We start from the raw sequence: 16,946 nt of genomic DNA on the forward strand, positions 1-16,946 counted from the left end.
AGCAGGCTCGCTCCCACATTGGGATCTGTGTTCCTGCGATAACCGGTCGTGCAAAAAAAAAACGCCCCGGTGCATCAGCCCCGGGGCGTTTCTATTGACGGTTACTGTTCGCTGACCTGGACAGTGCTGTCCTTCGCAGGCTTCCAACTCAACAACTGCTGTTTGAAGCCATAACTGGCCGCCTGGTAATAGGCAATTGCCCGGCTGACCAGCGGATCGTCGCTGGTAACTCGCGATTCACGGCTCTCGGTCAGCGCATCATCATGCCGGCGCAGGCCCTGGCGCGGACTGAGGATCGCCAGATCCTTGCCATCGAACAGACCCAGATGCTGATAGTTGCCGACCACCACACGCGGTGGCAGCGGGTTGTCCTGCAGCAGGTTGCGGCCAAAGAACGTCGAGGTGTAATCAAGGTTCAGCAAGCCCAGCAGCGTCGGAGCGAGGTCGATCTGGCTGGCCAGTTGCGCGCTCTCGCGAGCTTCGATCATTTTCGGCGCATAGATGAACAGCGGGATCTGATAGTTGCTGATCGGCAGGTCTTCTTTACCGGCGCTGCCCGCGGTGTGGTCGGCGACGAAAATAAAGATGGTGTTGTCGAACCACGGCTTCTGCCGCGCCTGCTCGAGGAATTGGCCGATGGCGTAGTCGGTGTACTTCACCGCGCCATCGCGGCCGTTACCGGACTTGATGTCGATCCGGTTGTCCGGGTAGGTGTAAGGACGATGGTTGGACGTGGTCATCAGTTGCAGCAAAAACGGCTGTTGCTTGGCGTAGTCGGCATCCGCCAGTTTCAGCGTCTGGCGATACAGATCTTCGTCGGCCATGCCCCAGGCGTTCTTGAAGTGGATCTCGGCTTCATCGACGCTGCTCTGGTCGACGACGCGATAGCCGTTGCCGCTGAAGAACGCGTTCATGTTGTCGAAGTAGCCGCGTCCGCCATAGACGAACACGCTGTCGTAACCCACCGCGCTCAGTTGCTGGCCAAGGCTGGCGAAACCGCTTTCGCGGCCGATGCGCTTGACGATCGAGCGGCCCGGCGTCGGCGGGATGGCCAGGGTGATCGCTTCCAGACCACGGTCGGTGCGGGTACCGGTGGCGTAGAAGTTATTGAAGTACAGGCTCTGCTTGCGCAAGGCGTCGAGGTTGGGCGTCAGGTTGCGACCGTCGCCATTGCTGCCCAGGTACTTGGCGCTCAGGCTTTCGATGGTCACCAGCACAATGTTCGGCTTGCGCGGGGTGCCCGGGTTGTCGATCACCCGGCGGATGTCCTGCGGGTCCTTGCCGATGAAACGCGCGTCGCTTTCACTCAGCTCGGCGCGGATCTGGCTGGCGACTTTTTCCGCCGGCAGGCTCTTGTAGAACTGGGTGTAGTCCAGTTCATTGTTACGGAACGCGGCGAAGAATTGATACGGACCGTTGCTGGCCAGTTCGTTCTGGTAGGCGTTGCCGCCCTGGGCACGCGGGGCGTCCTGGCTGAGCAGTTGCAGGCTCAGGCCCGCGACGATCAACAGGCCCAATGCGCTGAGCAGACGCCCGCGCAGCGCTGGCAACGGGGCATTCATGGCGGCATTGAACGGCTTGCGCAGGGCAAAACTGATCACCACGGCCAGCACCGCGAGGAGGCTCAGCAGTTTGCCGATCGGGTACGACTCGAGGACGTTGTTCAACACTTCGTCGGAATACACCAGGTAATCGACGGCGATGAAGTTGAAACGCACGCCGAACTCGTCCCAGAACAGCCATTCGGCCACCGCCACGAACAGCATGGCGAACAGGCTGATGGTCAGCAGGGCGCGCAGGAACCCGCGATGCCCACGACGACGCCACAGGCCAGGCGGGCAGAGCAGCAGGTACAAGCCCATCGGCAGCGCGGCGTAGGCGAGAAACCCCAGGTCATAAAGCGCGCCTATGCCGAATGCGGAAAGGGCAAAACCGCCAGCCTCATCCAGGTGAGTCAGCAGCAGTACCGCTCGAGTCAGGAGAAAAATGACCAGCCAGGCGCCGGTGATCAACAGCAGAAAGCGCATGGGCGCCGTCTTGAAAGGGTCCATTGTCTAGTTTTCCTTATATCAATGGCGCGGGAGTTTCACGGCGCTACTGTAATCAGGTTGTGAACCGATAGTGAAAACTTTGTTAAGTAATTAATTTGGCTTGAAAAACCGATATCCATAAGGACCAGCCCTAGCCCTGAGCTGGCGTTGGCCTTAAGCTGCCGGGCCGAGACGGCCGTTACTGTGTGCGGAGGAGCTGCCCATGCGAATTTTATTGGTTGAAGACAACCGCGATATCCTGGCCAACCTGGCCGATTACCTGGGGCTCAAAGGCTATACCGTCGATTGCGCCCAGGACGGCTTGTCGGGCCTGCACCTGGCGGCCACCGAGCATTACGATCTGATCGTGCTCGACATCATGTTGCCCGGGATCGACGGCTATACCCTGTGCAAGCGTCTGCGTGAAGATGCCCGACGCGACACGCCGGTGATCATGCTCACCGCCCGCGATCAACTGGACGACCGCCTGCAGGGCTTCAAGTCCGGGGCCGACGATTATCTGGTCAAACCGTTTGCGCTGTCGGAACTGGCGGCACGCATCGAAGCGGTGATGCGTCGCACCCAGGGCGGCGGACGCCGTGCGCTGCAGGTCGGGGACCTGAGCTACGACCTCGATACGCTGGAAGTCACCCGCGATGGCAAGTTGCTCAAGCTCAACCCGGTCGGCCTGAAACTGCTGGCGGTATTGATGCAGAAGAGTCCGCACGTCCTGCGTCGGGAAATTCTTGAGGAAGCGCTGTGGGGCGATGACTGCCCGGACAGCGACAGCCTGCGCAGCCATGTCCACCAATTGCGTCAGGTGATCGACAAGCCATTCGCCAAACCGTTGCTGCAAACCGTGCACGGCGTGGGTTACCGCTTGGCCGAGGGGCGTGATGGAGTTTAAGCAAAGCCTTTCCCAGCGGATCATCATCGCCTTTGCGCTGATGAGTGCGCTGGTGGCCGGGGCGTTCGCCATGGGCATTGTGGCGACGGTGCACCTGGTGGAGGAGAAACTGATTTCGGCAGGACTGGGCGGCGACCTGCAACGTCTGCTGCTGATGGACAACGTCTCGGACTGGAGCCATCGCCCCGAGCCCGATCAGTTGTTCTATTTCAGCGGCGGACCGGGTGATTTCGAACTGCCCAAGGATCTGCGCCACCTCGATGCGGGCTTCCACGAAGTGTTCCGCGAGCAGCTGTCGTATCACGCGATGGTCGAGATCGTCGACGGTCGTCGCTATGTCCTGCTGCAGGATCAAAGCGATTTCGAAGAGCGTGAACGCGTGCTGTTCGCTGTGGTGCTGGTGGGCTTTGTGCTCAGTCTGGCGCTGGCGGTGTTTCTCGGCTGGGTGTTGGCGCGCAAGGTCATGGCGCCGGTCGTGCGCCTGGCACGGCAAGTGCGCCACCGCGATCAACTGCTCGGTCTGGCGCCGCCGCTGGCACCGGACTATGCGGCTGACGAAGTCGGCGAGCTGGCCGTGGCGTTCGATGCCACGCTCGGGCGTCTGCGTCAGGCGCTGACGCGCGAGCGGCTGTTTACCAGCGACGTCAGTCACGAACTGCGCACCCCGTTGATGGTGCTGGCCAGTTCCTGCGAACTGCTGCTGGAAAACCCGGGGCTGGATCAGCGCGGCCGCGCCCAGGTCGAGCGCATCGCCCGCGCCAGCGAAGAAATGCGCGAGCTGGTGCAGACCTTCCTGATGCTCGCCCGTGCCCAGCGCGAAGACGCCGGTTCCGCGCCGCAGCAGAATCTCAGCCAGGTGGCCGACGGCTTGTTGGGGATCTGGCGTGAACCGATCGAGTCGAAAGGGCTGCAGCTGATATTTGAACCGGGCAATCCGCCGGACACCCGCTTCAACGCGACTTTGCTCAGCGCCGTCATGGGTAACTTGCTGCGCAATGCCTGTCACTACACCGAGCACGGATTCATCCGCCTGACGCTCAACGACAACGGCTTCGTCGTCGAAGACTCGGGCGTCGGCATTCCCGAGGAAAAACGTGAAGCCATGTTCCAGCCATTCGTGCGCGGCAATGAGAAGCGTGGCGAAGGCCTGGGCCTGGGCTTGTCGCTGGTGCAGCGGATCTGTGAAAACCAGGGCTGGGAGGTGACGCTGAGCACCATGCAGCCCAATGGCTGTCGTTTCGAAGTCACGCTGGGACAGCGTTGACGGTCGCTGATGGCCCCGCGCTATTGCTTTCCCCGTGTAAAACCCTGTAATAGATTGCCGGTTTACCTGACGTAATTTTCACAAAGGGACGACCTGACGCTGACATGCCACTACCTAAGGTAGGGGCATCAGTCATTCAGGAGTCCCGATGATGAGCAGTCCGATCAAGCTCGATTTTTCCGAAAAGTATGATGACCAGCATGCTCAAAAATATTTGCGCAAGCACCAGGACGGTTTAGGTCGTCGGTTGTCACATTGGCGGGACGAGCAACTGGCCCGCAAGGCGTTGACGCTGGCGGGCGAGCCGGGGCTGGTTCTGGATCTGCCGTGCGGTGCAGGGCGTTTCTGGCCGTTGCTGGCGGAAAAACCCAATCGAGTGATCATTGGCGCGGACAATTCCGAGTCTATGATCAAGACTGCAATGCAGGCGCAACCGGCTGATGTGGTCAAACGGGTACAACCTTTGCACACGTCAGCGTTCGACATTGCCTTGCCTGATAACGCCGTCGACAGCATTTTCTGCATGCGTTTGTTGCATCACATCGGTGAAGCCGAACATCGGCGGACGATTTTGCGCGAATTCGAGCGCGTCACCCGTGACAGCGTGATCATTTCGTTGTGGGTGGACGGCAATTTCAAGTCCTGGAAACGCAAACGCGCCGAACAGCGGCGTGGGCAGGAAGGTTACCAGAATCGATTTGTGTTACCGGCTGTGACAGTGGAAAAGGAATTCGAAGCCGCAGGTTTTCGCATTCAGGAACAACTGGACTTTATTCCGCTCTATGCCATGTGGCGGGTTTACGTATTACGCAAGAGGTAACAGGATGGCGGTGCAAATAGCAGCAGAAACGGAAGTCGCTCCCCAGGATCGCTTCGACTACTACTGGAACCAGCGCGGTGAATGGGTGGAAGAACCCAACGTGCGCCGTGGCGGGGAAAGTGGTGTGCAACGAGTCGTGGGCCGTGACGGCCAGTTACTGTATGCCAAGCGCCAGACCGGACATATCTATCGCAGTTGGCTGCATCCTTTCGGCCGCCCGACAGTCTTGCGAGAGCTGGATGCCCTGACCGGCGTCAGCCGCCTCGGTGTACGCGTCCCGCAAATCGTCTTCTGCGGCGCGCAGCCCGATCCGCAACACAAGTGGCGTGCGCTGCTGGTGACCAAGTCGCTGGACGGCTTCGACGAATTGGAAAAGTGGGAAGCCGCCGGCGGCCGAGCCCAATATGGCGAAGCCGTTTACGAGCGCGTCCTTAAAGACCTGGCAGAAAACCTTGCGCGCATGCACAAGGGGCGTTGGCAGCACAGCTGCATCTACATCAAACACGTTTTTGTACGAGTGACCGGTGAGCGCGATTCGGCTCAGGTTGAAGTGGCACTGATCGACCTGGAGAAGTGCCGTCAGCGTCTGACCGCTTATCGCGCCGCCTCCCACGATATGAAGCAATTGCGTCGCCATTCGTCGTTCAGCGATACGGACTGGAAAAAACTCGTCTACTTTTATGAGACGGCGTTTGGCAGCGCTATCAAAGGTTTATAGCGATGAAACTCGAAATTGCACGAGGTTTGTTTCTGGTTGGGGCCTTGGCAGTTGCGTCATTGGCGGTGGCTGCCTGGGAGCAGCCCCGCATGCAGGTGATAAGTGCCACTACGAGTGATGCTCACTGCGCAGTACCACGGGTGGCGAAAGCCTCCGTGGCGACAAAACCTGACCATGATCTGTTGTTGTTCATGTTCGGACTTTCGCAAGGGATGAGGCCACAGAGTTGAACCGATTGAAGCCAAAATGAAAGGCCTCGCAGATGCGAGGCCTTTTTTATGGTTCTTCACGGATTACCGGGAAAGACGCTCTTGATCTTCATGAAAAAGAATTCGCTATCCCGGTAACCGTACGCCATCCGCTTGATGACCTTTATTCGATTGTTTATTCCTTCCAACTGACCGGTGTGCATCGGCCAGCGAACCCGGCTCACGATGCCCCGCCAGTAACCCTTTAGCCGTGTGGCGAACTGGATCAGAGCTGGAATTTCGCTTTCATGCGCATGGCGCAGCCATTGCTTCCAGGCCGCTCGCCAACCCCAGGCAGTACTCGGAGTCCAGAGTGTTTTGAGTTCAGCCTTCATCAAATAGACCGTCATCAACGCTTGGTTGGCCGCCAGCAGATCCTCCAGGCGGACCTGTTGTTCCGGCGTTTTCAAGTTCTGCGGATTGCGCAGCAACAGCCATCGCGCCTGCTTGATAACCTTGCGGGCCGGCTTGTCGTGACGCAACCGGTTAGCCTCGTCGACGCGAACCCGATCAATCACCTCTCGGCCATATTTGGCCACCACATGGAAGAGGTCGTAGACCACTCGCGCGTTGGGACAGTGCTGACGAACCTCCAGGTCAAAAGCGGTGTTCATGTCCATCGCCACCGCTTCGATGCGAGCGCAACCCTCTGGCCCCAATTCTTCGAAGAAAGGCCTGACCGCTGCTCGGCTGCGGCCTTCACCGATCCACAGCACGCGGCGTGTATCCGCATCCAGCACCACGCTGGCGTAACGATGACCTTTGAACAGGGCGAATTCGTCCATCACCAGACGTCGCGGTTGCGCCTTTGGCAAAACGCTCAACGCCGCTTGCAAGGCTCGACGCTCCAGCAACCGAACGGTGTCCCAATGCAACCCGAACAGTTGAGCCACATGCAGTGTGGGGAGGCGTTCGCAGGCCTGAATGACCGCCTCGGCCAAACGCCGCGTCATGCGGGCATAGCGGTCCAGCCAACTGACGGCCTCCATACGTTTACCACAGTCACGACAGACAACACGCCTGAGCAACACGCTGAGGCGCACCGCACGGCCGAGAATCGGTAAATCGCGGACGGTTCGCTCGCAATACTCATGCGTGGTTGAACAGGTTTTTTGGCAGCCGCTACAGGAAGGGAATCGGGTGGCGTGGGGAATCAGGTCGATCTGAAGCGCGTCGCCATCAGGCTTGATCGTGACAACAGAAAAGCCCTCCCAAAAAGGAAGGAAAGTATTAATATCGCGCATAAGAACGCCGGTTTGTTAGATGTGTTTGCTCGCACGAACATCATCAATCAAATCGGCGTTCTTGTTTCTGTGTTTCCCGGGATTCCGTGAAGAACCTTTTTTATTGCCTTGTCGCGTCCTGAATAAGGTTTACACCTTCTGACCAATCTTCAGGAGGATTCAATGGATACCGGAAAAAGGCGGAGCCAGCGCGATTACACGCTAGCTTTTAAATTGTCAGTCGTAGATCAAGTCGAAAAAGGCGAGTTGAGTTATAAAGAGGCTCAACGGCGCTTTGGCATTCAAGGCCGGTCCACGGTACTGGTTTGGTTACGCAAGCATGGCCGACAGGACTGGAGCCAAGGCGCCTCAATCCGAGCGCCGCGGAGCAGGCCGATGACCGACCCCAACCTACCGCTGACACCCGAACAGCGGATCAAAGAGCTTGAAGAACAGTTGGCGCTGAGCAATCAGAAGGCCCAGTTCTTTGAAGCTGTCGTGAACGTCTTGAAAAATGATTACGGTGTGTCCATCGTAAAAAAGCGACCCGGCAAGTCCTCTCGCAAGGGCAAATCCAAGACCTGAGCATTACCAGGGCTTGCCTGTTTATGGGCATTTCGCGCCAAGCGTATTACAAGCGCAACCGAGCCTTTGACGCGAGAGTTTGCCAAGACCAGCAGGTAGTGGAATTCGTTCTGGAAAAGCGTCGGCGCCAGCCGAGGCTTGGGACGCGCAAACTGCACCACCTGATGCTAATTGAAGCTGCAGCGACGCTACGTGTCGGTCGAGACCGCCTGTTTTCTATCTTGCGAGAGGCGCGAGAGCTGGTTCCTCGCAAACGTGCTTATCATAAAACCACGCATAGCCATCATCGCTTCCGCCGTCACCCCAACCTACTCAAAGCTGGCCCGGAACAAGTTGTAGCCAGCAGACCTGAGCAGGTTTGGGTCGCAGACATTACCTATCTCCCAACGCGGGAAAGTGTCGCTTACGTTAGCCTGATAACAGACGCGTACTCACGCAAAATCGTGGGTCATCATGTGCACAGCAGCCTGCATACGGAGTCGGTGGTCAGGGCGCTGCAGAAGGCTGTTAGTCAGCGAAAATCCGATCAACCGCTCATTCATCATTCAGATCGCGGAGCCCAGTATTGCTCCGACTTATACCAACGGATGCATACCCGGCATGGAATCAGGTGCTCAATGACTGACGGTTATGATTGCTATCAGAACGCTATGGCGGAGAGGGTAAATGGGATTTTGAAGACTGAGTTTTTGCTGCATCGCCCCAAAGACCTGGCGGATGCAGTGAAAATGGTGGATGAATCGGTGCAAATCTACAACCGGGAGCGGCCGCACTTAGCCCTGAAATACAAAACGCCCGATGCGGTGCATCGGGCGTTTGAGACTGAAACAGGTGTAAACCTATTTCAGGACTAGACACCTGGCCAACATGGATCCTCTGTAGGAGTGAGCCTGCTCGCGATGGCGGTGCGTCATTCACATCATTTTTAGCTGACAGACCACCATCGCGAGCAGGCTCACTCCTACAGGGGTTATGCAGTTTCTTGCGGATCGGGTTTCGCCAGCAAGGTGTAGATGCACGGCAGTACAAACAGGGTAAACAGGGTGCCGATCGACATCCCTGTGGCAATCACCATCCCGATATCGAACCGGCTCACTGCGCCCGCACCGGTCGCCAGAATCAATGGCACCATGCCGAACACCATCGCCGCGGTGGTCATCAATACCGGGCGCAAACGAATCGCCGCGGCTTCCTCGACCGCTTCGCGCGCAGTCAGGCCTTTGTCCTTGCGCAACTGGTTGGCGAACTCAACGATCAGGATTCCGTGCTTGCTGATCAGCCCGATCAGCGTCACCAGCCCGACCTGGGTGTAGATGTTCATGCTCGACCAGCCAAGGAACAGCGGAATCAGCGCACCGCAGATCGACAGCGGCACCGTCACCAGAATCACCAATGGATCACGGAAGCTCTCGAACTGCGCCGCCAGCACCAGGAAAATGATCGCCAGCGCCAGGGCGAAAGTTACCCACAGGGCGCTGCCTTCCTGCACGTACTGGCGTGAAGCGCCGCCATAGTCGGAGGAAAAACCGGCCGGTGCTTCTTCCCGTGCGATCTGCAGCACGGTGTCAATGGCCTCGCCCATGCTGACCAGCGGGAATCCGGAGATTTTCGCGGCGTTGAGTTGCTGGAACTGGTTGAGCTGGCGCGGTCGCGCCCGGTCGCTGACCTTGATCAGGGTCGACAGCGGCAGCAACTCGCCCTGGGTATTTTTCACGTAGTAATTGTTCAGCCAGCCGGGGTTTTCACGGTACGGTCGCTCGACCTGGGCAATCACCTTGTAACTGCGGCCTTCGATGGTGAAACGGTTGATTTCCGCCTCGCCCAGCAGCGTCGCCAGGGTGCCGCCCAGATCCTGCATCGACACGCCCATCTGCGCGGCTTTGGCACGGTCGATATCGACCACCACTTCCGGTTTGTCGAACGCCAGATCGAGGTCGACGAAGGCGAATTTGCCCGACTCCATCGCGCGTTTCTTGATCCGGTCAGCCACTTGCAGTAGTACCTCGTAGTCATTGGCGGTATTGACCACGAATACGAACGGCAAGCCTTCACCGGTGCCGGGCAGGGACGGCAGGTTGAAGCCGAAAATCTGCAGGCCGGGGATACTCGCCAGTTTGCCTTGCACCTCGGGCAGGATCTGCATCTGGGTGCGGCTGCGCTCGTTCCAGGGCTTGAGCAGGAAGCCGCCGATGCCCGCTTGTACGCCGTTGTAGCCGTTGATCTGGAACGAGGAGTAGTACTCCGGAAACTCCTTGAAGATCTTGATGAACTCGTCGGTGTAAGTGCTCAGGTAATCGAGGTTGGTCGGCTGCGGGGCGTTGGCCATCATGAAAATGATGCCCTGATCCTCATCCGGCGCCAGTTCCGACTTGGTGAACTTGAGAAACACCGGGATCAGGCACAGCACGATCACGGCGAATACCAACACCACCGGCCGCGTATTCAGTGTGCCGTGGAGCATGCTTTGGTAGCGGCGCTTGAGTCTGTCGAAGATGCGGTCGAGACGGTGGGCCAGGCCACTGGGGTTTTCTTCGTGGCGCAACAGCAGGGCGCACATCATCGGCGACAGGGTCAGGGCCACGACCCCGGAAATCACCACGGCGCCGGCCAGGGTCAGGGCGAACTCCTTGAACAGCGCCCCGGTCAGTCCGGTGAGGAAGCCGATCGGTGCATACACCGCCGCCAGGGTGATGGTCATCGACACCACCGGCATGGCGATTTCCCGTGCGCCTTCCAGTGCAGCCTCCAGCGGCGTCTTGCCTTCCTCGATATGCCGGTGGATGTTCTCCACCACGACAATCGCGTCATCCACCACCAGACCGATCGCCAGCACCATCGCCAGCAGGGTCAGGAGGTTGATCGAGTAACCCATCATCTGCATGAAGAACATCACGCCGATCATCGACAGCGGGATGGTCACCACCGGGATCACCACCGAGCGCAACGCGCCGAGGAACAGGAACACCACCACGATCACGATCAGCACCGCTTCGAACAGGGTTTTCACCACTTCGTCGATCGAGGCCTGAATGAACTGGGTGGCGTCGTAGGCAATCTCGCTCTTGAGGTTGGGCGGCAACTGCGCTTCCAGCTCCGGCATCAGCTTGCGTACTTCCTTGATCACGTCCAGCGGGTTGGCCCCGGGCGTGGCCTTGATGCCGATGTACACCGAGGGCGTGCCGCCGAACGAACTGATCGAATCGTAGTTTTCCGCGCCCATCTCAACCCGCGCCACATCGCTGAGCAGCACGCGACTGTCGCCGTTGACCTTGAGCGGAATTGCCGCGAAGGCCTCGGCGGATTTCAGTTCGGTGTTGGCGTTGATGCTGGTGACCACGTACTCGCCCTTCACCTCGCCGGCGGCGGAGAGGAAGTTGTACTGGCGCACCGCGTTGGTCACGTCGCTGGCGCTGAGGCCGAAACCGGCGAGCTTCACCGGGTCGAGCCACAGGCGCATGGCGAAGACCTGATTGCCGAGAATCTCCGCTTCGGCCATGCCCGGCAGGGTCGCCAGTTTGGGCTGGATCACCCGCGACAGGTAGTCGGTGATCTGCGGGTTACTCAGTTCCTTGCTGAAGAAGCTGATGTACATCAGCGCCGAGGCGTCGGCCGATTCCTTGCTCAGCACCGGGTCTTCGGCGTCCTGTGGCAGCTTGTTCTTTACCTCGTTGGCCTTGGCCAGCAGTTCGGTGAACAAACGGTCGGTGTTGGAACCGATGCGCGCGTAGATCGAGATCACCGAGAAGTTCTGGCGACTGACCGAAGTCATGTAGTCGATGCCCTCGGCGCTGGCGAGGCTCTGCTGCATCGGCTGGGTGATGTAACCCTGAATGGTCTCGGCGTTGGCCCCGGGGTAGGCGGTGGTCACCGTGATCAGGGCGTTTTCCATTTGCGGGTATTGGCGCAGCGGCAGCTTGCTCCAGGCCTGGAAACCCAGCAGCACAATCAGCAGGCTGACCACGGTGGCGAGCACCGGGCGGCGGATGAACGGATCGGTAAAAGCCATGGGGATTCCTTGATCAGTCGACGCGAGGCGGACTGTTCTGCTCGCCGAGGGTCTTGTCGTCGCTGATGGCAATGTGTGCGCCGTTGTCCAGTTTGATCTGGCCGGCGGTCACCACTTGTTCGCCGCTCTGCACGCCCTTGTTGATCATCACCAGGCCATCGCGGCGTTCACCGGTCTCGATGAAACGGCGCTCGGCGATCAGCACCGGCTGGCCCTTGTCGTCTTTGACCACGCTGCCGTCCTCGGCTTTCTGTTGCCCGACCACGTACAGCGAGTTGCCGTAGAGGGTGTAGGTGATCGCGCTTTCCGGCACGACGATGTGTTTCTGCGGGTCGGGCAGCAACACGTTGAGGCTGGCGAACATGCCCGGCAGCAACTTGCCGTCGGGGTTGGCCAGGGTCGCGCGCACCAGAATATTGCGCGTGGTGCTCTCGACGATCGGGTTGATCGCGCTGATGGCGCCGGGGAAGTTCTGCCCGGGATAGGCCGCGACGCCGATCTGCACCGGTTGACCGATGGCCAGTTTCGGCACCGATTGCTCCGGTACATAGAAGTCGGCGTAGAGGCTGCTCAGATCCTGCAAGGTGGCGATTTTGGTGCCACTGGCGAGGTAGTCGCCGACATCGACCTGACGGATGCCGATGGTGCCGCTGAATGGCGCGAGGATGCGTTTTTTCGCCAGCGAGGCGTTGAGCTGATTGACCGTGGCCTTGTTCTTTTGCAACACGGCGGAGAGCCGGTCGTATTCGCCCTTGGAGATCGCGCGGCTGTCGACCAGTTGGCTGCCGCGACCGAAATCCAGTTGCGCCAGACCGAGGTCGGCCTTGGCGGTTTCCAGCAGGGCGGATTCGACCGCGCTGTCGAGTTGCAGCAGCGGCTGCCCGGCCTTGACCTTCTGCCCAGATTCGAACTTGATCTCGGTGACCGTGCCGGCGACTTCCAGGCTCAGCTCGACGCCTTGCAGCGCCTTGAGCGTGCCGACGGTCGGCAGACGCATCTGCCACGGCTGTTCGGTGGCGCGGCCCACGGCAACGCTGATCGGCGGTTTCGGTTTGGCAAAGCCCTGGATCATGGTGTAGATCGAAAAGGCTTTGTACCCGCCCAATACCAGGACGACCAGCAAGACAACACCCAACATGATCAGCATGCGGCGACGCAGCATATTTCCAGTTCCTTGGATAAATCAGGTGAGACAGGCGGGAACATTACTCCGAGTGAGGTGGGTATTCCAACTGGCAGTTATTACAGGGGAGGACGGAGTGAAGAAGTCTGAACACTGAACCTGTGGTGAGGGGATTCATCCCCGATGGGTGGCGAAGCCGCCCCAAAACCTGAAACCGCGGTCTGTCAATTGAACCGTGTGCGATGGTTTTGCGACTGCTGCGCAGCCGATCGGGGATAAATCCCCTCGCCACAGGTTATGAGTCGTACTCAGAACAGGTGGATTATGCGATCAAGTGCAGATGGTTATCCCAGAGCCCCGCCGGCAACTCCAGCGGCTTGGCCTGCAGTTGATCCTGGCGGCAATCGTAGTAACGGCAACGGCCCTGACCCGAGGTCACGACGAAACCGTCCTTCACCGCACCGACGCCGGCACAATCGGGCAGCGGCGCGTCGAGACGCACTTCGCCGCTGTCCAGGTCCCAGATGAAGAAGCGGTTGCCACGCGGTGCCGTCAACGCTACCAGACGCAGGTCGCTATGCACCGCGACGCTGGCGGTGTAGTGCCCCATCGACTGCAACTGATGCTCCGGCACCGGGAACGCCACGAAGGGCTGGCCCGGACGCTTGATCGCCAACAGCTCGGAACGCTCATGCGAGGCGCCCATGAATTGCTGGCAGGCGACAATGGTGCCGTCGCTGGCGATGCCCAGGTGACGCACGCTGTTCATCTGCTGCGCAAGGGTTTCCTTGCTCAGCAGGGTGCCGTCGCGCTGCATCAGTACCAGGCTCGGTTCCATGGCATTGAGGTTCATGTCGACGCGGCTTTCGGCCTCGGTCCGAATCCCGCCGTTGGCCACCACCAGGGTTTCGCCATCGGGCATCCACGACACCTGATGCGGGCCGAGGCCATGGGTGGAAATCTCGCCGCTGTGCACCAGCCGCTCGCCTTCGAACTTGTACACCCCGAGCAGGCCACGTCCCGGATCAGTGGTGTCGTTCTCGGTGGCGTACAGGTATTCGCCGTCCTTGTGCACCACGGCGTGACCGTAGAAATGCCGGTTCGGCTGCGAGGTCACGGTTTGCAGCAACGTCCCGTCGCGCAGATCGATCAGGTAGCTCTCGGTGCCCGGGCGGCGGGCGACGAACAGCGCGATCGGCAGCGTCGGGTGGTTGATGATGTCGTGGCAGCGCTGGCCGACCTCGGTGGCGAACACCCGAGTACCGTCCAGCCGATAACCGACGGCGTAATGCTTGCCGTCGGTGTCATCGCGCGCCGAGAGCAACAGCGGGCTCTGATCCTTGCGCTTGAACAGCGTCCAGCCGCCCAGTGTCACTGCTCCCAGCAGCAAACTACCTAAAGTCAGAGCCTGGCGTCGCAGCATGGCACTTGCCCTCATCAGTCACCGTCGTTGGCGTTGAAGCCCAGTTGGATGCCCAGCGCCTTGGCCAGTTCGCCTTCGTGCAGGCGATGGACGACGTTGAGGCTGTCGTAGAGATCGTTGAGTTGTTGACGACCGGCGTCGTCCTGCAGCATTTCGGTCAGCGAGCGCTGGGTGCTGTCAAACAGTTTCAGCGACGCGGCGTAGGCGGCGTCGATCTTGTCCGCCAACGGCTTCTGCTCGGCCGGCAACAGACCGCGCAGGCCTTTGTTGTCGACGCCTTCCCAGACGGTTTTGGCCGCGGCCAGACTGGCCTCCAGCGCGGTCAGCGACGACTGGCTGCGCCACGCATCAGCCTGGAACGGCTGCGGCACGCCCTTGCTCTGACGGCCCATCGGCGTACCGAGTTTTTTCTTCAGGGTGTCGAGTGCGGTGACCTGCACACGCAGCAGATCGGCGATCGCTTCGTGAGAGTCGGCGTAGCGCTGGTTAGGGAATTTGCTCATCTGCGCGAGCATGCCGTCGGTGTTGTTCCAGCTCTGCAGAATCTCTTCGGCCAGTTGCTTCTGACGCTCGCCGATGGCGATCAGCAGCGGGCAGTATTTGGCCTTCTGATCAGCGTTGGCGACGTCTGGCTTTTCGTCGAACAGGATGTATTCGTAAGCCGACAGACCCTGCACCACGACGCTGGATTTGGCCAGGGCGGCGGCGTCGATTTGCGGCTGGGCGATCACCAGTTGCTCGACCTGACGGCCGACGAGGTTTTTCTTGTCCGGCCAGAACTGCACCTGCCACGAACGGTTTCCCTCGGCCAATGGGCCGATCAGCAGCGGTTGCAGTTCGGCCCAGGCTTTCTGCGCGTGCAGGAAGTCAGCGCGGGCGGTTTCCAGGGTTTCCTTGCCCTGGCAGTAGGCGAGGGCGCTGACCGCCAGTTGCTTGTCGGCTTCGACCCAACGGGTGTAGGTCGGCAGGATCACCGATTTGGCGATGGCCGCCGACGTGACCGCTTGCGGGTCCTGCGGCGAGCAGGCGCCGAGGGCGAGTGCGGCAAGGCTGGTGAACAACAACTTGGGACGGAACATGTCGGGCTCCCGATTCTTTTAAAAGTTTAAAGTGAGTTCAAGAACGCCAGCAGCGCGGCACGCTGCTCGGCGTTGAAAGACAAAACCTGTTGCTGCGCCTTCTGCGCTTCGCCGCCATGCCAGAGCACGGCTTCGAGCAGATTGCGGGCGCGGCCGTCATGCAAGAACTGGGTGTGGCCACTGACCGCCTGCGTCAGGCCGATGCCCCACAACGGCGGGGTGCGCCAGTCGCGGCCGGAGGCCTGGAATTCAGTGCGGTTGTCGGCCAGACCGTCGCCCATGTCGTGCAGCAGCAGATCGCTGTACGGGCGAATCACTTGATTGGCCAGTTCAGGTTCGGCCGCGTTGGCGGCGGTGGTGTATTGAGGGGTGTGGCAGGACTGGCAACCGGCCTGGAAAAACAGATTCTTGCCGGCCAGCACTTGTTCGTCGCTGACGCCACGACGTGCCGGCACTGCGAGGTTGCGCGTGTAGAACAGCACCAGACGGAGGATGTTGTCACTGACTTCCGGCTCGCCGTCCGGACCATTGCCGTTGGGTGCCTGTTTGCACGCGGTTTGCGCGTCGGTGCAGTCATCGAAGGGCCTCAGGCTGGTCGTGAGGCCCATGTCTCCGGAGAACGCGTGGACATTCTGCTGATTGAGATTCGGTTGCCCGGCTTTCCAGCCGAAGCGACCCATGACAGTTTTTTGCTGCGCGTCATCCCAGACCCGATTCGCCCGACCATTAATGCCGTTGTTCTCTTTGGCTTGCGCGGCGGCGTTGGCGAGGATCGCTTCTTCAGGGATCGCCTCGAGCAGGCCGAGGCCGATCATCGGCGGCGCGACCCGGGCCGAGAAACGCGTGTCCGGGTGCATTGGGCCGTAGCCCAACTGACTGAATTGCAGAACCGGTTTGCGCAGCTCCACTTCGGTGCCGTCCTTGAAACGGATCGGCACCGGGGTGTACTCGACACGCACCTTGCCTTCGGGCGTGACCCCGGGCACGGCCATGTCCTGGAACTGGCCGCCGTAGACCGGCTCCGGCACTACGCCGACTTGCTCGATGACTTTGGCATAGGCCGGCGAATCGGGAATCGACAGACGCACCAGCATCGATACCGCGTTCGCCGCATCGGGGGCTGGCGGGTGTCCACGACCATCCTTGATGTGGCAGTTCTGGCAGGCGTTGGTGTTGAACAACGGACCGAGGCCATCGCGGGCGGTGGTGGTCGACGGGGCGATTACCCACGGGCTGCGGAAGAAGCTGTTGCCGACACTGAAGTCGACCCGGCGCGACGGCGGCAGGTTGGCCGAGGGCAGGGAGAAAGCGTTCTGATCGGTCTTGCGCACGGTCGCCGCCCCACCCGAACGCGCTTCACCGGGCTCAGCCTTGGTAAAACGCGGGGCGTCATCGCAGGCACTCAGGCCCAGTGCCAGAAACAGTGCGGACAAGCGAAGAGGCAGCGAGGGCATCAGACATCCTGCGGACGGGCGAAAACAAAGGCGCAAAGTCTAACAGGGCGAGTGAGTTTGAATAAG

The 16,946-nt window shown here is 60.0% G+C and carries 13 protein-coding genes; 6 read left to right on the plus strand and 7 right to left on the minus strand.

All coding sequences use genetic code 11. The features are described 5' to 3' along the window. Positions 1 to 101 precede the first annotated feature (101 nt). The gene (locus tag JFU48_RS13525; protein ID WP_201136708.1) at positions 102 to 2,051 is read right to left on the minus strand and encodes an LTA synthase family protein; all 1,950 of its coding nucleotides are present in this window, start codon (positions 2,049 to 2,051) and stop codon (positions 102 to 104) included. Positions 2,052 to 2,253: 202 nt separating this feature from the next. Between JFU48_RS13525 and colR the strand changes: the two genes are divergently transcribed. From colR to JFU48_RS13550, 5 genes are all read left to right on the plus strand, one after another. Further along, positions 2,254 to 2,937, plus strand: coding sequence for a two-component system response regulator ColR (gene colR / locus JFU48_RS13530; protein ID WP_003227680.1), 684 nt, complete (start codon positions 2,254 to 2,256; stop codon positions 2,935 to 2,937). After that, on the plus strand, positions 2,927 to 4,201 hold the full coding sequence (locus tag JFU48_RS13535; RefSeq protein WP_103484877.1) for a sensor histidine kinase: 1,275 nt from the start codon (positions 2,927 to 2,929) through the stop codon (positions 4,199 to 4,201). The genes colR and JFU48_RS13535 overlap by 11 nt, the downstream gene beginning before the upstream one ends. 151 nt (positions 4,202 to 4,352) lie before the next feature. Beyond that, a complete protein-coding gene (locus tag JFU48_RS13540) occupies positions 4,353 to 5,021 on the plus strand; it encodes a class I SAM-dependent methyltransferase (RefSeq protein ID WP_045122613.1) in 669 nt (222 codons plus the stop codon). 4 nt (positions 5,022 to 5,025) lie between these two features. Then, entirely contained in the window at positions 5,026 to 5,739 is a 714-nt protein-coding gene (locus JFU48_RS13545) for a lipopolysaccharide kinase InaA family protein (RefSeq protein WP_103484876.1), read from the plus strand. Positions 5,740 to 5,741: 2 nt separating this feature from the next. Then, positions 5,742 to 5,969 carry a hypothetical protein gene (locus JFU48_RS13550; RefSeq protein WP_045122612.1) on the plus strand — a complete coding sequence of 76 codons (228 nt, stop codon included), beginning with the start codon at positions 5,742 to 5,744 and terminating at the stop codon, positions 5,967 to 5,969. Between the two features lie 56 nt (positions 5,970 to 6,025). Here the strand turns inward: JFU48_RS13550 and JFU48_RS13555 are convergent, their stop codons facing one another. After that, on the minus strand, positions 6,026 to 7,231 hold the full coding sequence (locus JFU48_RS13555; RefSeq protein WP_201135813.1) for an ISL3 family transposase: 1,206 nt from the start codon (positions 7,229 to 7,231) through the stop codon (positions 6,026 to 6,028). A gap of 162 nt (positions 7,232 to 7,393) precedes the next feature. Between JFU48_RS13555 and JFU48_RS13560 the strand changes: the two genes are divergently transcribed. Continuing rightward, a protein-coding gene (locus JFU48_RS13560) for an IS3 family transposase (RefSeq protein ID WP_201135842.1) occupies positions 7,394 to 8,649 on the plus strand; the annotation gives its coding sequence in 2 pieces (ribosomal slippage) (positions 7,394 to 7,745 and positions 7,745 to 8,649; 1,257 coding nt in all). Positions 8,650 to 8,765: 116 nt separating this feature from the next. On the opposite strand, the gene JFU48_RS13565 is transcribed toward JFU48_RS13560, so the two are convergent. The 5 genes from JFU48_RS13565 to JFU48_RS13585 form a co-directional block, all read right to left on the minus strand. Next, entirely contained in the window at positions 8,766 to 11,801 is a 3,036-nt protein-coding gene (locus JFU48_RS13565; RefSeq protein ID WP_201136709.1) for a multidrug efflux RND transporter permease subunit, read from the minus strand. Positions 11,802 to 11,814: 13 nt separating this feature from the next. Next, positions 11,815 to 12,963 carry an efflux RND transporter periplasmic adaptor subunit gene (locus tag JFU48_RS13570; protein ID WP_103519879.1) on the minus strand — a complete coding sequence of 383 codons (1,149 nt, stop codon included), beginning with the start codon at positions 12,961 to 12,963 and terminating at the stop codon, positions 11,815 to 11,817. A gap of 283 nt (positions 12,964 to 13,246) precedes the next feature. Then, positions 13,247 to 14,347, minus strand: coding sequence for a DUF1513 domain-containing protein (locus tag JFU48_RS13575; protein ID WP_201136710.1), 1,101 nt, complete (start codon positions 14,345 to 14,347; stop codon positions 13,247 to 13,249). 14 nt (positions 14,348 to 14,361) lie between these two features. Then, positions 14,362 to 15,426, minus strand: a complete 1,065-nt coding sequence (locus JFU48_RS13580) for an imelysin family protein (protein ID WP_003227666.1) — start codon at positions 15,424 to 15,426, stop codon at positions 14,362 to 14,364. A 26-nt stretch (positions 15,427 to 15,452) separates the two neighbouring features. Continuing rightward, positions 15,453 to 16,880 (minus strand): di-heme oxidoreductase family protein, encoded by a 1,428-nt coding sequence (locus tag JFU48_RS13585; RefSeq protein WP_201136711.1) that lies wholly within the window; start codon positions 16,878 to 16,880, stop codon positions 15,453 to 15,455. Between the last annotated feature and the right edge of the window lie 66 nt (positions 16,881 to 16,946).

Origin of the sequence: Pseudomonas sp. TH49 (assembly GCF_016650625.1) — a bacterium.
Taxonomy (GTDB): domain Bacteria; phylum Pseudomonadota; class Gammaproteobacteria; order Pseudomonadales; family Pseudomonadaceae; genus Aquipseudomonas; species Aquipseudomonas fluorescens_H.

Excerpts from the sequence above, each read along its gene's own strand:
- JFU48_RS13525 (WP_201136708.1), bottom strand. The coding sequence starts at position 2,051 with ATGGACCCTTTCAAGACGGCGCCCATGCGCTTTCTGCTGTTGATCACC.
- colR (WP_003227680.1), top strand. The coding sequence starts at position 2,254 with ATGCGAATTTTATTGGTTGAAGACAACCGCGATATCCTGGCCAACCTG.
- JFU48_RS13535 (WP_103484877.1), top strand. The coding sequence starts at position 2,927 with ATGGAGTTTAAGCAAAGCCTTTCCCAGCGGATCATCATCGCCTTTGCG.
- JFU48_RS13540 (WP_045122613.1), top strand. The coding sequence starts at position 4,353 with ATGAGCAGTCCGATCAAGCTCGATTTTTCCGAAAAGTATGATGACCAG.
- JFU48_RS13545 (WP_103484876.1), top strand. The coding sequence starts at position 5,026 with ATGGCGGTGCAAATAGCAGCAGAAACGGAAGTCGCTCCCCAGGATCGC.
- JFU48_RS13550 (WP_045122612.1), top strand. The coding sequence starts at position 5,742 with ATGAAACTCGAAATTGCACGAGGTTTGTTTCTGGTTGGGGCCTTGGCA.
- JFU48_RS13555 (WP_201135813.1), bottom strand. The coding sequence starts at position 7,231 with ATGCGCGATATTAATACTTTCCTTCCTTTTTGGGAGGGCTTTTCTGTT.
- JFU48_RS13565 (WP_201136709.1), bottom strand. The coding sequence starts at position 11,801 with ATGGCTTTTACCGATCCGTTCATCCGCCGCCCGGTGCTCGCCACCGTG.
- JFU48_RS13570 (WP_103519879.1), bottom strand. The coding sequence starts at position 12,963 with ATGCTGCGTCGCCGCATGCTGATCATGTTGGGTGTTGTCTTGCTGGTC.
- JFU48_RS13575 (WP_201136710.1), bottom strand. The coding sequence starts at position 14,347 with ATGCTGCGACGCCAGGCTCTGACTTTAGGTAGTTTGCTGCTGGGAGCA.
- JFU48_RS13580 (WP_003227666.1), bottom strand. The coding sequence starts at position 15,426 with ATGTTCCGTCCCAAGTTGTTGTTCACCAGCCTTGCCGCACTCGCCCTC.
- JFU48_RS13585 (WP_201136711.1), bottom strand. The coding sequence starts at position 16,880 with ATGCCCTCGCTGCCTCTTCGCTTGTCCGCACTGTTTCTGGCACTGGGC.